This window comes from Micromonospora orduensis, from assembly GCF_006228125.1.
Lineage (GTDB): Bacteria > Actinomycetota > Actinomycetes > Mycobacteriales > Micromonosporaceae > Micromonospora > Micromonospora orduensis.
Genome location: NZ_VDFY01000272.1, coordinates 1 through 12,487 on the forward strand (window position 1 = coordinate 1; position 12,487 = coordinate 12,487).

Below are 12,487 nucleotides of genomic sequence, written 5' to 3' on the forward strand. Positions count from 1 at the left end.
AGGAGTCGAAGCTGGAGAACCTCGGCCACCTGGGCGACCGCAACGACCACGACTCGTTGGGCCTGTTCCAGCAGCGCCCGTCCAGTGGTTGGGGCACGCCGGAGCAGATCACCGACCCGGAGTACTCGACGACGGCGTTCCTCAAGGGTCTGAAGCAGGTCGACGGCTGGCAGGACATGCCGCTGACCGACGCCGCGCAGACGGTGCAGGTCTCGGCCTACCCGGACGCGTACGCCCAGTGGGAGCAGCAGGCCACCGACCTGGTCGCCCAGCACTGGAACAGCTGACCCATGAAACATTCGCTGGCCGGCACCCCCACGACGGGGTGCCGGCCAGCGGCATGTCCACAGCACGCGGACGGCCCCCGCCTGCGCCGAATCGGTCGATCAGGTGGCGCTGATCGTGCCCGTCATCAGCAGGGCGAGGACCAGGGTGCCCACCGCGACCCGGTACAGCACGAAGACGTACAGGGTGTGGTGGGCGACGTAGCGCAGCAGCCACGCGATTGCCGCGTAGCCGATGCCGAAGGCGATCGCCGTCGCCACGATCATCTGCGCCACCGACGGCGCCGACGTGCCCGGGGCGGACGGCTCGAAGACGTCCCCGAGGCTGAACACGCCGGACATCACCACCGCCGGGATGGCCAGCAGGAACGAGTACCGTGCCGCCGCCTCCCGGGTCAGGTTGAGCAGCAGGCCGGCGGTGAGCGTCCCACCGGAACGGGACACCCCGGGGATCAGCGCCATGGCCTGGGCGAAACCCATCACCACGCCGTCCTTCATCCGGAAGTTCTCCAACGTACGGGTCTGCCGCCCCCAGTACTCGGCGAACGCCAGCACGAACGCGAACACGATCAGGGTGGTCGCCACCACCCACAGGTTGCGCCCGGCCGTCTTGATCTGGTCCTTGAACACGAAACCGAACAGCCCGATCGGGATCGAGCCGACGATCACGTACCAGCCCATCCGGTAGTCGAGGCTGGAACGGACCGACGTGTCCCGAAGGCCGACCAACCAGGTCCGGGTGATCCGCCAGATGTCCTTGGCGAAGTAGATCAACACGGCCGCCTCGGTGCCGAGCTGAGTGACCGCCGTGAACGACGCCCCGGCGTCCCGGTCGAAGAAGATCTCCGAGGTGATCCGCAGGTGCCCCGACGAGCTGACCGGAAGGAACTCGGTCAGTCCCTGGACGATGCCCAGGACGATGGCCTCGACCCAGGTCACTCGCCGACTCCCGAGAGGTCGAGAGCCTCGGCGACCGTCCGCAGGGTCTGGATCCCACTGTCCCGGTCGGCCACGAACAGGGTCACCGACAGAGTGGTGACGCCGGCCGCGGCGTACTCCCGCATCCGCTCGGCGACGCGCTCCTTCGGGCCGAGCAGCGAGGTGCGGTCGATGAACTCCATCGGTACGGCGGCCGCGGCGTCGCGCTGCCGCTTGGCCAGGTACAGGTCCTGCACCTCGCGGGCGGCATCGCCGTAGCCCATCCGGGTGGCGAGCTGGTTGTAGAAGTTCTGCTGCCGGCTGCCCATCCCACCCACGTAGAGGGCGGCGTACCAGCGGACCAGTTCGGCGCAGGACGCCACGTCATCGCCGATCACCACGGGCACCGACGGCACCACGTCGAAGCCGGCCAGCTCCTTGCCGACCTTCGCGCGCCCGGCGGCGACCGAGGCGAGCTGCTCGTCGGCGAACTCCGGGGCGTAGAACACGGCGAGCCAGCCGTCGGCGATCTCGCCGGCCAGCTCCAGGTTCTTCGGGCCCACCGCGGCCAGGTAGATCGGGATGTGCTCGCGGGGCGGGTGAAAGCCCAGCCGCAGCGCCTTACCGGGGCCGTCCGGCAGCGGCAACGTGTAGTGCTCGCCGTCGTACGCCACCTCCTTGCGGGCGATGGCGAGCTTGACGATGTCGACGAACTCGCGGGTCCGGGCGAGTGGCTTGGCGAAACGCACGCCGTGCCAGCCCTCGGAGACCTGCGGGCCGGACACCCCCAGGCCGAGCCGGAACCGGCCGCCGGAGAGCGCGTCGATGGTGGCCGCGGTCATCGCCGTGGCAGCCGGCGTACGGGCGGGGATCTGCATCACCGCCGCGCCGACGTCGATCCGTTCGGTCTGGCCGGCCATCCAGGCGAGCATGCTTGGCGAGTCGGAGCCGTAGGCCTCCGCCGCCCACACCACCGAATAGCCGAGCCGGTCCGCCTCCTGGGCCAGCGCCAGGTGATCGGCCGGCGTGCTCCACGCTGTCTGGTATCCGAGGCTGAGCCCGAGTCGCACTGGTCCTCCCCCATCCGTGGCACAGGTCGCACCAGGTTACGCAATGCCGGTAACGGACCCGATCACCGGCTCGACACCTGTGATCCCCCCTCCATCGGGGCAGCCCAGGACGGCGGAACCGGCAGAACCGGCAGAGATACGGGAGCGAGGATATCCGTGGCGGCGGGTTCGAAATAAGGTTCACCCATGCAACAGCGACCGCTCGGCCGAAGCGGGCTGGCGGTTTCCCGGCTCGCGCTCGGCACCATGACCTGGGGTCGGGACACCGACGCCGACGACGCGGCCGCCCAGCTGAAGAGTTACCTGGACGCGGGCGGCAACCTGATCGACACCGCCGACGTGTACGGCGACGGTGACGCCGAGTCGGTGATCGGCTCGCTGCTGGGCTCCCTCGTCCCCCGCGAGGAGCTGTTGATCGCCACCAAGGCCGGGTTGCGCCCGGGCAGCGGCCGGCGCCGGGACGGCTCCCGAGGGCACCTGCTGCGGACCCTGGACGCGTCGCTGCGCCGACTCGGCACCGACCACGTCGACCTGTTCCAGGTGCACGGGTACGACCCGGACACCCCGCTCGAAGAGACCCTGGCCGCCCTGGACCACGCCGTGGCCAGCGGCAAGGTCCGCTACGTCGGGGTGTCGAACTTCTCCGGCTGGCAAACCGCGCGGGCCGCCGCCTGGCAGACCGCCTGGCCCGGCCGGGCACCGGTGGTGGCCGCCCAGGTGGAGTACTCGCTGCTGGAGCGGGGCGTGGAGCGGGAGGTGCTGCCCGCGTGCGACGCGCTCGGCCTCGGCGTGCTGCCCTGGTCGCCCCTGGGCCGGGGAGTGCTCACCGGCAAGTACCGGCACGGCCGGCCCGCGGACTCGCGGGCCGCCTCGCCGCACTTCGAGCGGTTCGTGGCGACGTACCTGGAACCGCGCTGCTCCAGCATCGTCGAGGCGGTGGCGACCGCGGCCGGCGGGCTCGGCGTGTCGCCACTGGAGGTGGCGCTGGCGTGGATCCGGGACCGGCCGGGCGTGACCGCGCCGATCCTCGGCGCCCGGACGGTGGGGCAGCTGCTCGGCGCGCTCCAGGTGGAACGGATCACCCTGCCCGAGGAGATCATCACCGCGTTGGACGACGTCTCCGCCGTGCCGGTGGGCTACCCGGAGCGCGACAGCTGACCCGCCGGTAGCGGCGTCGGTCACCCCGCAAGGGGTGGCGAACGGCCGCTGGGCTGGGCAGCATGGGTGGCATGGACTACGAGTACGCGCCGCTGCGGCTGCCGCCGAACGTCGACCGGTTGACCGCCGCGGCGCAGTTGGCGATCCAGGCGGAGTTCTCCGGATGGGAGTTGGCCCGGGTACGGCTGTTCCGCGACGGCACGCGCCAGGTGGTGCTGCGCCGTCGACGGGTCAACCAGCCGCAGCCGGGCCTGTCGTACTGAGGGGCCGGCCGCCCGGGGCTCGCGTGAGCCCCGGGCGACACACGGCCTAGTGCTGGTGCCCGGCGTGGTCGTGGTCGTCGTCGAGCTCCAGGAACGGGTGCTCGTCGAGCCGCCCGACCAGCCGGTCGTCGGCCGCCGGCTGGAACGGGCCGGCCGCGTCGTCGTCGTCGAACGACTCCAGGTCGACGGGGGTGCCCACCTCGCTGACCATGACCACCCCGTCGAGGGGCTCCAGCTCGGGGACGTCAAGCGCGCCGAGCGAGCCGTCGCCGCTCTGCAGCAGCTCCAGCACCGCCTCGCCGACACCCTCCACCGGCGCCGGCTCGTCGTCCTCCGGGGTGCCCTCGCGGCGGGCCGCCTCGGCGACCCGCAGCAGCGCCGAGACGCTCGGCACCCGGTAGTCGCGGCGCTGGCGTACCGAGATGACACGCGGGTGCGGGTCGCTGGCCTCGGCTCCCTCGCCGCCGCCGAAACGCTCGTCGGCCTCGTCCGGGTCGATCGAGTCGACGTCCCACGGCGTCACCTCGCCGAACGCGTCGAGCAGACGCTCGTCGTACGCGAAGGAGGCGTTGTTCAACGCCACGTACGCCTGCCAGACGTCGTCGTCGTCGACGCGGCCCTGCGCGGCACGTACGGCGGCCAGGTGGTGACGGGCCGCTTCGATCACCCGCTCGAGAGCGGCGTCCAGCTCACCGTGCTGGTCGGTCATGTGGGGCAGTCCCTTCACGATGGGGAGGTAACGCGCCGGGTGCAGCTACCGGACACGGCTAGCAGGTGCGGAGGAACCGGTCGAGAACCCGCACGCCGAACTGTAGTCCGTCGACCGGAACGCGCTCGTCGATGCCATGGAACAACGCGGAGAAGTTCAGATCGGCGGGCAGCCGCAGCGGGGCGAACCCGAAGCAGCGGATGCCGAGCTGCGAGAAAGCCTTGGCGTCGGTGCCGCCGGAGAGCATGTACGGTACGGGACGCGCGCCCGGGTCCTCGGCCCGCAGCGCCGCCGACATGGCCTCGACCAGGTCGCCGTCGAAGGTGGTCTCCAGGGCCGGCTGCCGCTGGACGTACTCGATGGCGATGTCCGGGCCGACCAGCTCGCGCAGCTGCCGTTCCAGCAGCTCGGACTGGCCGGGCAGGCTGCGGCAGTCGATGGTGGCGGTGGCCCGGCCAGGGATGACGTTGTCCTTGTAGCCGGCGCTGAGCCGGGTCGGGTTGGCCGTGTTGCGGATGGTCGCGCCGATGATGTTGGCGATCGGGCCGAGCTTGGCGATTGCCGTTTCCGGGTCGTTCGGGTCCAGCTCGATGCCGAGCAGGTCGGACACCTCCTCCAGGAACGCCCGGACGGTGTCGGTGACCACGACCGGGAAGCGGTGCCGACCGATCCGGGCGACCGCCTCGGCGAGCGCGGTCACGGCGTTGTCGTCGTGCACCATCGAGCCGTGCCCGGGGCGGCCCTTGGCGTGCAGCCGCAGCCAGTCGATGCCCTTCTCGGCGGTCTCGATGAGGTAGAGCCGCTGGCTGTCGTTCACCGAGTAGGAGAAGCCGCCGACCTCCCCGATCGCCTCGGTGCAGCCGTCGAAGAGGTCACGGTGGTTCTCCACCAGGAACCGCGCGCCGTAGTCGCTGCCCGCCTCCTCGTCGGCGGTGTACGCGAGCACGATGTCGCGCGGGGGTCGCACGCCGGTGCGCTGCCAGTGCCGCACCACGGCGAGCACCATGGCGTCGAAGTCCTTCATGTCGATGGCGCCGCGACCCCACAGGTAGCCGTCGCGCACCTCGCCGGAGAAGGGGTGCACCGACCACTCGTCGGCGTCGGCGGGCACCACGTCCAGGTGGCCGTGCACCAGCAGCGCGCCCCGGCTCGGATCGGCGCCGGGGATGCGGGCCACGACGTTCGCCCGGCCCGGGGCGGACTCGTGCAGGACGGATTCGACGCCCACCTCGGCGAGCTTCTCCGCCACGTACTCGGCGGCGCGGCGCTCGCCGACGCTGGTGTCGTTGTCCCCCGTGTTGGTGGTGTCGATACGCAGCAGGTCGCGGCAGAGGTCCACGACCTCCGCGGTGGGTTCGCTCGTCATCGCCTCTTCATACCAGCCCGAGCTGGCCGACGGGCCGGCGCACCGGCGGCGCGGGGTGGACGCATCGACGGGTCCGGTTTCGCCGGGAGCGCGTCCGGGTATCGCCGCGGTCGACCGTACGTCCCCTGCCGGAGCTTCCGCCCGCCAGTCGAGGAGGGCACCATGTCCGCCGTTCCCCTGCCGCCGCTGCCGCCCGCGCCCGAGGAGGGCTACCGTCCCGGTGGCCGCAGCATCGCCGACATCGTGGACCGGGAGCACCAGCAGCTGCTGGCGCTGCTGGACCAGCTGACCGGCCCGGACACCACGCCGCAGGAGGGCCTGGCCGTGCTCACCGCCGCGCTGTCGCGGCACCTGTCGGCGGAGGAGCAGTACCTGCTGCCGGCGGCGCGGGCCGCGCTGTCGAACGCGGGCGAGCGGGTGGACGCCGAGATCAACGCCGACGCGGCGCTGCTCGGCGTCCTGAAGGGGCTGTCGGACGAGACGTTGACCGAGGTCGCCGCGCGGGTGCGCCGGCACGTCGAGGGGGTGGGCGCACTGGTCGCCGAGCTGCGCGAGGTGGCCACCGCGGAGGAGCTGATCCGGCTGGGCAACCGGCTGGAGATCGCCGAGGAGGCGGCGCCGACCCGGCCGCACCCGGGCACCCCGGCGACCCCGCCGTGGAACCGCATCGTCGAGCCGGCGGTGGGTGTGGTGGACAAGGTCCGCGACGCGGTGACCCGGCGGCCGACGTACCTGGCGGACCTGCCGGAGCCGCCGCGCGGGTGACCGGCGGCGACAGCCACCTGTGCATTCAATCTCACCGATACCTTCGGGCTCTTCCGCCGGCTGCGGCGTGGTCCTACCGTCACCGTATGAACCTGGAGTTGCGTCACCTGCGGGTGGTCTGCGCCATCGCGGAGACGGGGAGCGTGACCAAGGCGGCGTCGGCGCTCGGCCTGGCTCAGCCGGCGCTCACCGCCCAGCTTCAGCGGATCGAACGGACACTTGGCGGTCCGCTGTTCGACCGGGACCGGCGCGGCGCGCGTCCCACCGCGCTCGGTGAGCTGGTGCTGGCCCGCGCCCGGGTGCTGCTGCCGGCCATGAAGGGGTTGCAGGACGAGGCGGCCCGGCTGGCCGGCTCCGGCGACGCCCCGCCGTGCTACCGGTTCGGCGGGGTGAACAGCCCGATCCTGGGCCGTCTGGTGCACCGGCTGGCCGCCGAGCATCCACCCGCCCAGATCACCACGTACGCCTCGTGGTCGGTGGACGAGTTGGCGCAGTTGGTGGCGGGCGGTCGGCTGGACTTCGCGCTGGCGGGGGTGTGCGGGGACGCCAGCCCGTCGGCCGGGTTCGGGTTGAGCTGGCGGGAGGTGTCCGTCGACCCGGTGCTGGTGCTGCTGCCCGAGACCCACCCCCTCGCGGGGCACGACGAGGTGCGCCTGGCCGACCTGCGTCACGAGCAGTGGGTGGCGGCGCCGGGTGACGGCTGTTTCAGCGACTGCTTCGCCGCCGCCTGCGCCCGCGCCGGCTTCACCCCCCGCAAGGTGTACGAGACCGACATCCGCGGCTGCGTCGACCTGGTGGAGGCGGGCGTCGCGGTGGCGTTGTGCCAGGCCACGTTCCGGCCGGTGGCGGGGCTGGTCACCCGCCGGCTGGCCGGGGTTCCGCTGCGGTGGCGGCTGCTGCTGGGCTGGCACCCGGACTCCCCCGCCGTCCGCAGCGCCCCGCTGGTGTTGCAGATGGCCAAGGCGGCGTACACCGACTCGCTGACGCCGCACCCGACCTACCTGGACTGGCTGTTGCGCAATCCGGGGTTCGGTGTACGCCAGCCCAGCGGCGTGTGAGTCCACCCGGGCGGGTGATGATCCGCCGCCGGCGGTGCGAACGGCCGTTGGCGGGGTAACTGGCGGACATGACCGACCTCTACCCGCCCGCCGACGACCGGGAACTGCTGCGCCAGGCGGCCGCCGCGCACACCGCCGCCACCCGCGAGGTGGAGGCGTTCCTGCGCCGTCTGCCGGAGGTGCCCGACCCGGCCGACGTCACCGAGTACGCCAATCTGCTCAGCCGCGAGGACCAGACCCGTGGGGACCGGGACGCCGCGGCCGACGCGGCGGGGCTGACCATCGGCAGCCTGGAGCCCAACCAGGGCCAGTAGCACGACGCGGGCGGGGCCGTCCCGGTCCGGGACGGCCCCGCCCGCGTGTGGCGCCGTTCAGCGTTCGACGAGCGGGTCGTGGCCCAGGTCGAGCAGGGAGTGCCGCCAGGTGTCGTCGGCGTTGCCGCGCGGCGGCTTGGCGTCCATCAGCTCCCGGATCCGCTCGACCGCCTCCCGCATCACCTCGATGTCCTCCGGGGTGAGGTCGACCTTGCGCTTGTTGAGCACCTTGAGGATCTCCCGGCCCGGCTGGGGCAGGTCGAGGGTCGGGTTGGACCCGAACGACTCCTCACCGGACCCCCGGGTCAGCAGCCACGTGCGCAACTGCTCCGACGGGACGTTGACCTCGGCGTGGAAGTCCTCCCAGAGCACTTCCACCTCGGGGTCGAGCCGAGCTTCGCGTACCATCAGGTCTCCTCTCGCGGGCGGCGGTCGGACGTCTCCGGGTCGTCCTGGTCGGTCTTCGGGTGCAGGCCCTCCGGTGGCACCCGCGTCCGACGGGGGTTCGCGGTGGGCGACGCCAGGATCGGGTCGGGATGGTCGTCCTCGTCCCGGGCCTGCTCGGAGTCCGCGTCCTCGTGCGGCTCCTCGGGCTCACCTCGTCGCTCCCCGCTCATCGCGGGTGTGTCGTCGTGGCGGCGGTGTACCCCCGCTCGCCCGCGGTGACGTCGAAGGTGAGCGCCCCGTCGCGGGCGTCCACGATGACCTTCTGTCCGGGTGAGATCGCCGACTCCAGCAGCATCCGGGACAGGCGGTTGTCGACCTCGCGCTGGATCACCCGGCGCAGCGGGCGAGCACCGAACTCCGGCTGGTAGCCGTGCTCGGCGAGCCAGTCGATGCCGGCGGTGGTGAACTCCACCTGAATGTCCTGGGCGTGCAGCCGGCGGCGGGTCTCCTCCAGCAGCAGCGCGGTGATGTCGCGCAGCTGCTCGGCCTCCAGCCGACGGAAGATGATCACCTCGTCGATGCGGTTGAGGAACTCCGGGCGGAAGTTCTCCTGGAGGCGGCGCATCAGCCGTTCGCGCAGCTCGTCGTTCTCCTGCTCGCTGCCCACGTCTCCGGTGCCGAACCCGACGGCCCGCTGGGCGCCGGTGATCAGCTCGGAGCCGAGGTTGCTCGTCATGATCAGTACGGTGTTCTTGAAGTTCACCGTGCGGCCCTGGCTGTCGGTGAGCCGCCCGTCGTCGAGCACCTGGAGCAGGATGTTGAACACGTCCGGGTGCGCCTTCTCGATCTCGTCGAGCAGCACCACCGCGTACGGGCGGCGGCGCACCGCCTCGGTGAGCTGGCCGGCCTCCTCGTAGCCGACGTACCCGGGTGGGGCGCCGACGAGACGGCTGACCGTGTGCCGCTCCTGGAACTCGCTCATGTCGACACGCACCATCCGGTCCGCCTCGCCGAACAACGCCTCGGCCAGGGCGCGGGCCAGCTCGGTCTTGCCGACGCCGGTCGGGCCGAGGAACAGGAAGCTGCCCATCGGGCGCTCCGGGTCGGCCAGCCCGGCGCGGGAGCGACGGACCGCCTCGGCGACCGCGGTGACCGCGTCGTCCTGGCCGACGACCTTCTCGTGCAGGTGGCCTTCCAGGCGCAGCAGCCGGTCGCGTTCCTCCTCGGTGAGCTGGCTGACCGGGATGCCGGTGGCCCGGGAGACCACCTCGGCGATCTCCTGCGGGCCCACCTCGGGCACCTGGGAGGTAGCACCGTCGTCGCCGTTGGCGCGGCGCATCTCCTCCTCCAGCTCGGAGATCCGGTCGCGCAGCGCCGAGGCGCGCTCGTACTGCTCGTCGGTGACGGCCTGCTCCTTGTCCCGGCGTACGTCGTCGAGCTCCTGTTCCAGCTCCCGCACGTCGGAGGCCGGGGTGCGGGTGCGCAGCCGGACCCGCGCGCCGGCCTGGTCGATCAGGTCGATGGCCTTGTCCGGCAGGAACCGGTCGGTGACGTACCGGTCGGACAGCTCGGCGGCGGCGACCAACGCCTCGTCGGTGAAGCGCACCTGGTGGTGTGCCTCGTACCGGTCGCGCAGCCCGCGCAGGATGGCGATCGTGTCGTCGACACTGGGCTCGGGCACCAGCACCGGCTGGAAGCGCCGGGCCAGCGCGGCGTCCTTCTCGATGCTCTTGCGGTACTCGTCGAGGGTCGTGGCGCCGATGACGCGCAGCTCACCGCGGGCCAGTGCCGGTTTGAGCATGTTGGACGCGTCCATCCCGCCCTCGCTGCCGGCGCCACCCGCCCCGACCAGGGTGTGGATCTCGTCCATGAAGATGATCAGCTCGTCCCGGTGCGCCCGGATCTCGTCGATCACCTTCTTCAGCCGCTCCTCGAAGTCGCCCCGGTAACGGGTGCCGGCGACCAGGCCGGCCAGGTCCAGTTGGACGACCCGCTTGCCGAGCAGGGTCTGCGGCACGTCCCCGTCGCAGATCCGCTCGGCAAGCCCTTCGACGATGGCGGTCTTGCCGACGCCGGCCTCACCGATCAGCACCGGGTTGTTCTTGGTGCGCCGGGACAGGATCTCGACGGCCTGCTCGATCTCGTCGGCCCGCCCGATGACCGGGTCGATCTGGTCGTTGCGGGCCAGGTCGGTGAGGTCCTGCCCGTACTGGTCGAGGGTGGGGGTGCCGCGGTCCGGCTTCGGCCCGGTCATCGGCCCGCGCTCGGCGTTGGCGGCCTGCAACGACTCGGGTTGGATCCGGCCGGCTGCCAGCATCCGGCCGGCCGGCGACTCAGGGTTGAGCGGCAACGCCATGAGGATGTGCTCGGGGCCGATGTAGTTGGCGCCCATCGCCCGGGACAGCTGGTGGGCGTCGAGCAGCGCCCGCTTGGCCGCCGGGGTCAACGACAGGTTGGGTGGCACCTCGCCGCGCGGCGCGCCGTCGCCCTTGCCGCCGAGCGCGTTGAGCAGGGTGTCCGGGTCGGCGCCGGCCCGCCGGACCAGGTCCCGCAGGGGTTCGCGTTGCAGTGCCGCCCAGAGCAGGTGGTCGGTGTCCAGGTCGCTGCTGTGCCGTTGCGCCGCTCGGCGGGCCGCGTCGGCCAGCATCTCCCGGGCGTCGGCCGTCATCAGGCGGGTGATGTCGACCCGGTGCGGCGGTCGGCGTCCTCCCTCACCCCGGCCGAAGTACCGGGCCAGGAATTCGTCCCACGGGTCGGAGCCGAGGTCACCGGGTCCCATCATGTCTCTCCTCCGCAGTCGGGCGCGGCACGGTCGGCAGGGGCTACCCGGCGCGGGGCCCGACAAACGCCGCACGGGGCGCGCGGGCGGTTCGGGTGTGGCGTCCGGCCCGTGCCGCCCCGGTGGTGGCAGGCTGGCGACATGGATGACACCCCGCTGCTGATCGTGGACGGCGCCAACGTGGTGGGCTCGCGCCCGAACGGGTGGTGGCGGGACCGCGCCGGGGCCGCCGCGCGGCTGCGCGACTCCCTCGCCCCGGTGGCGACCGTCGGCCTGCCGGCCCGGCTGCCCGCGCCCGTCGAGGTGGTGCTGGTGGTCGAGGGCGCCGCGCGGGACGTGCCCGGCACGGACGGCGTCCGGGTGGTCTCCGCTCCTGGCTCCGGCGACGACAGCGTGGTCGATCTGGTCGCGGCCGCTCCGCAGCGCCGGCGGCTGGTGGTGACCGCGGACCGGGAACTGCGCGAGCGGGTCACCGCCCTGGGCGCCGAGGTGTACGGGCCGCGCTGGCTCCGCGATAGTTGAGAAGTTCTCGCACTGGGACTCCCGCAGAACGGACTCCCGGCGCTTCCGGGGGTTTTCCGGACAGGCGGGCAGGAACACCGACAGGGCGGATGTTCTTTCCGGGACGCCGATAGGCTCTAATGGAGATCTCCCCGCCCCCAGGAGGTTCCGCCGTGGCGAGCGTCGCCGAGCTGAAGGCTGCCATCGATGTCGCCCTCCAACAGATCGGGGACGGGCAGACAGCCGTGCAGGCGGCCGGCGAGAAACTGGCCGAGGCGCAGCAGACCCTGGCCGGCGCGCTGGAGGGCAGCGGGCACGAGACAGTCGAGGCGGCCCAGGCGTCGCTGACCCAGGCCAGCCAGGAGCTGGAGGACTGTCTCGCCGCGACACTTGTCGCGGTGGAGCAGGCGCAGCTCTACGTCGCCACCCTGTAGGCCGCGATGTCCATCATCGAGGATGTCGGTGGGCAGGTCCGCGCCGCCAGCGAGGAGTTCCCGGTGGCCCTGCTCGGGCAGGCGCTGGAGAAGTTCGGCCTGGCCGCGGAGCGCCTGCGCTGGGTACGCCAGGAGTCGGCGAACCCGATGGGGGTGCCGGAGCTGTCCGCCGCCACCGAGCACGCCGAGAGCGCCGGGTACGCGCTGCGGGTGGCCCAGGAGCAGCTCTCGGCGTACCTGGCCGCGATCGGCCTGGCCGGGGACGGCGCTCCCCCGCCCCGCCCCGAGCAGCGCGCTCCCCGACACGACACGCCGCCGGAGGCCGGGCCGACAGCCGTGCCGCCGGAGCCGGCCCAGCAGGCCCGGATGCGCCGCTGGTGGTCGGTGCGGGTGGCGGAGCTGACCGGTGGGCGCGAGGGCGCCGACGACGCACCCGACGAGCGGTTGGACGCCCCGCGGCAGCTGCTCCGCCGGGTCGTCG

The 12,487-nt window shown here is 72.5% G+C and carries 14 protein-coding genes and 2 pseudogenes; 9 read left to right on the forward strand and 7 right to left on the reverse strand.

Annotation, left to right across the window (positions count from 1 at the left end):
* Positions 1–287 (forward strand): annotated as a pseudogene (locus tag FHG89_RS29635) (hypothetical protein); the annotation flags it as partial.
* Positions 288–386: 99 nt separating this feature from the next.
* On the opposite strand, the gene FHG89_RS29640 reads toward FHG89_RS29635, so the two are convergent.
* The gene (locus FHG89_RS29640) at positions 387–1,223 is read right to left on the reverse strand and encodes an undecaprenyl-diphosphate phosphatase (protein ID WP_139587693.1); all 837 of its coding nucleotides are present in this window, start codon (positions 1,221–1,223) and stop codon (positions 387–389) included.
* Positions 1,220–2,272 (reverse strand): LLM class F420-dependent oxidoreductase, encoded by a 1,053-nt coding sequence (locus FHG89_RS29645; RefSeq protein WP_139587694.1) that lies wholly within the window; start codon positions 2,270–2,272, stop codon positions 1,220–1,222. Before FHG89_RS29645 ends, FHG89_RS29640 begins: the two co-directional genes overlap by 4 nt.
* A 186-nt stretch (positions 2,273–2,458) precedes the next feature.
* Between FHG89_RS29645 and FHG89_RS29650 the strand changes: the two genes are divergently transcribed.
* Together FHG89_RS29650 and FHG89_RS29655 are read left to right on the forward strand one after the other, a co-directional pair.
* Positions 2,459–3,430, forward strand: coding sequence for an aldo/keto reductase (locus FHG89_RS29650; RefSeq protein ID WP_139587695.1), 972 nt, complete (start codon positions 2,459–2,461; stop codon positions 3,428–3,430).
* A gap of 71 nt (positions 3,431–3,501) precedes the next feature.
* The gene (locus tag FHG89_RS29655; protein ID WP_053655860.1) at positions 3,502–3,693 is read left to right on the forward strand and encodes a DUF5703 family protein; all 192 of its coding nucleotides are present in this window, start codon (positions 3,502–3,504) and stop codon (positions 3,691–3,693) included.
* Positions 3,694–3,739: 46 nt separating this feature from the next.
* On the opposite strand, the gene FHG89_RS29660 is transcribed toward FHG89_RS29655, so the two are convergent.
* Entirely contained in the window at positions 3,740–4,402 is a 663-nt protein-coding gene (locus FHG89_RS29660) for a hypothetical protein (RefSeq protein ID WP_139587696.1), read from the reverse strand.
* Positions 4,403–4,460: 58 nt separating this feature from the next.
* Positions 4,461–5,768 carry a M20/M25/M40 family metallo-hydrolase gene (locus FHG89_RS29665; protein ID WP_139587697.1) on the reverse strand — a complete coding sequence of 436 codons (1,308 nt, stop codon included), beginning with the start codon at positions 5,766–5,768 and terminating at the stop codon, positions 4,461–4,463.
* Between the two features lie 162 nt (positions 5,769–5,930).
* On the opposite strand from FHG89_RS29665, the gene FHG89_RS29670 reads away from it, so the two are divergent.
* From FHG89_RS29670 to FHG89_RS29680, 3 genes are all read left to right on the forward strand, one after another.
* Positions 5,931–6,533: a hemerythrin domain-containing protein gene (locus tag FHG89_RS29670; RefSeq protein ID WP_139587698.1), complete on the forward strand. Its 603-nt coding sequence runs from the start codon at positions 5,931–5,933 to the stop codon at positions 6,531–6,533.
* Positions 6,534–6,619: 86 nt separating this feature from the next.
* Positions 6,620–7,591, forward strand: coding sequence for a LysR family transcriptional regulator (locus tag FHG89_RS29675; RefSeq protein ID WP_139587699.1), 972 nt, complete (start codon positions 6,620–6,622; stop codon positions 7,589–7,591).
* A 68-nt stretch (positions 7,592–7,659) separates the two neighbouring features.
* On the forward strand, positions 7,660–7,905 hold the full coding sequence (locus tag FHG89_RS29680; protein ID WP_139587700.1) for a hypothetical protein: 246 nt from the start codon (positions 7,660–7,662) through the stop codon (positions 7,903–7,905).
* Between the two features lie 57 nt (positions 7,906–7,962).
* On the opposite strand, the gene FHG89_RS29685 is transcribed toward FHG89_RS29680, so the two are convergent.
* Genes FHG89_RS29685 through FHG89_RS29695 form a run of 3 tightly spaced genes read right to left on the reverse strand, consistent with a single transcriptional unit; the run spans position 7,963 to position 11,074 of the window.
* Positions 7,963–8,313, reverse strand: coding sequence for a DUF3140 domain-containing protein (locus FHG89_RS29685; protein ID WP_139587701.1), 351 nt, complete (start codon positions 8,311–8,313; stop codon positions 7,963–7,965).
* Positions 8,313–8,522, reverse strand: coding sequence for a hypothetical protein (locus FHG89_RS29690; RefSeq protein WP_139587702.1), 210 nt, complete (start codon positions 8,520–8,522; stop codon positions 8,313–8,315). Before FHG89_RS29690 ends, FHG89_RS29685 begins: the two co-directional genes overlap by 1 nt.
* Complete coding sequence (locus FHG89_RS29695; protein WP_139587703.1) at positions 8,519–11,074, reverse strand: ATP-dependent Clp protease ATP-binding subunit; 2,556 nt, start codon at positions 11,072–11,074, stop codon at positions 8,519–8,521. Before FHG89_RS29695 ends, FHG89_RS29690 begins: the two co-directional genes overlap by 4 nt.
* 138 nt (positions 11,075–11,212) lie before the next feature.
* Here FHG89_RS29695 and FHG89_RS29700 point away from each other — a divergent pair, with 138 nt between their 5' ends.
* The 3 genes and pseudogenes from FHG89_RS29700 to FHG89_RS29710 all read left to right on the forward strand — a co-directional run.
* Positions 11,213–11,593 (forward strand): NYN domain-containing protein, encoded by a 381-nt coding sequence (locus FHG89_RS29700; RefSeq protein WP_139587704.1) that lies wholly within the window; start codon positions 11,213–11,215, stop codon positions 11,591–11,593.
* A 152-nt stretch (positions 11,594–11,745) separates the two neighbouring features.
* On the forward strand, positions 11,746–12,006 hold the full coding sequence (locus tag FHG89_RS29705) for a hypothetical protein (protein ID WP_139587705.1): 261 nt from the start codon (positions 11,746–11,748) through the stop codon (positions 12,004–12,006).
* 6 nt (positions 12,007–12,012) lie between these two features.
* Positions 12,013–12,487: pseudogene (locus FHG89_RS29710) on the forward strand (hypothetical protein); the annotation flags it as partial.

What these genes read in the sequence shown, in the direction of transcription:
- FHG89_RS29685 (WP_139587701.1), bottom strand. Translation starts at nt 8,313, where the DNA reads ATGGTACGCGAAGCTCGGCTCGACCCCGAGGTGGAAGTGCTCTGGGAG.
- FHG89_RS29670 (WP_139587698.1), top strand. Translation starts at nt 5,931, where the DNA reads ATGTCCGCCGTTCCCCTGCCGCCGCTGCCGCCCGCGCCCGAGGAGGGC.
- FHG89_RS29665 (WP_139587697.1), bottom strand. Translation starts at nt 5,768, where the DNA reads ATGACGAGCGAACCCACCGCGGAGGTCGTGGACCTCTGCCGCGACCTG.
- FHG89_RS29675 (WP_139587699.1), top strand. Translation starts at nt 6,620, where the DNA reads ATGAACCTGGAGTTGCGTCACCTGCGGGTGGTCTGCGCCATCGCGGAG.
- FHG89_RS29660 (WP_139587696.1), bottom strand. Translation starts at nt 4,402, where the DNA reads ATGACCGACCAGCACGGTGAGCTGGACGCCGCTCTCGAGCGGGTGATC.
- FHG89_RS29695 (WP_139587703.1), bottom strand. Translation starts at nt 11,074, where the DNA reads ATGATGGGACCCGGTGACCTCGGCTCCGACCCGTGGGACGAATTCCTG.
- FHG89_RS29650 (WP_139587695.1), top strand. Translation starts at nt 2,459, where the DNA reads ATGCAACAGCGACCGCTCGGCCGAAGCGGGCTGGCGGTTTCCCGGCTC.
- FHG89_RS29690 (WP_139587702.1), bottom strand. Translation starts at nt 8,522, where the DNA reads ATGAGCGGGGAGCGACGAGGTGAGCCCGAGGAGCCGCACGAGGACGCG.
- FHG89_RS29700 (WP_139587704.1), top strand. Translation starts at nt 11,213, where the DNA reads ATGGATGACACCCCGCTGCTGATCGTGGACGGCGCCAACGTGGTGGGC.
- FHG89_RS29680 (WP_139587700.1), top strand. Translation starts at nt 7,660, where the DNA reads ATGACCGACCTCTACCCGCCCGCCGACGACCGGGAACTGCTGCGCCAG.
- FHG89_RS29655 (WP_053655860.1), top strand. Translation starts at nt 3,502, where the DNA reads ATGGACTACGAGTACGCGCCGCTGCGGCTGCCGCCGAACGTCGACCGG.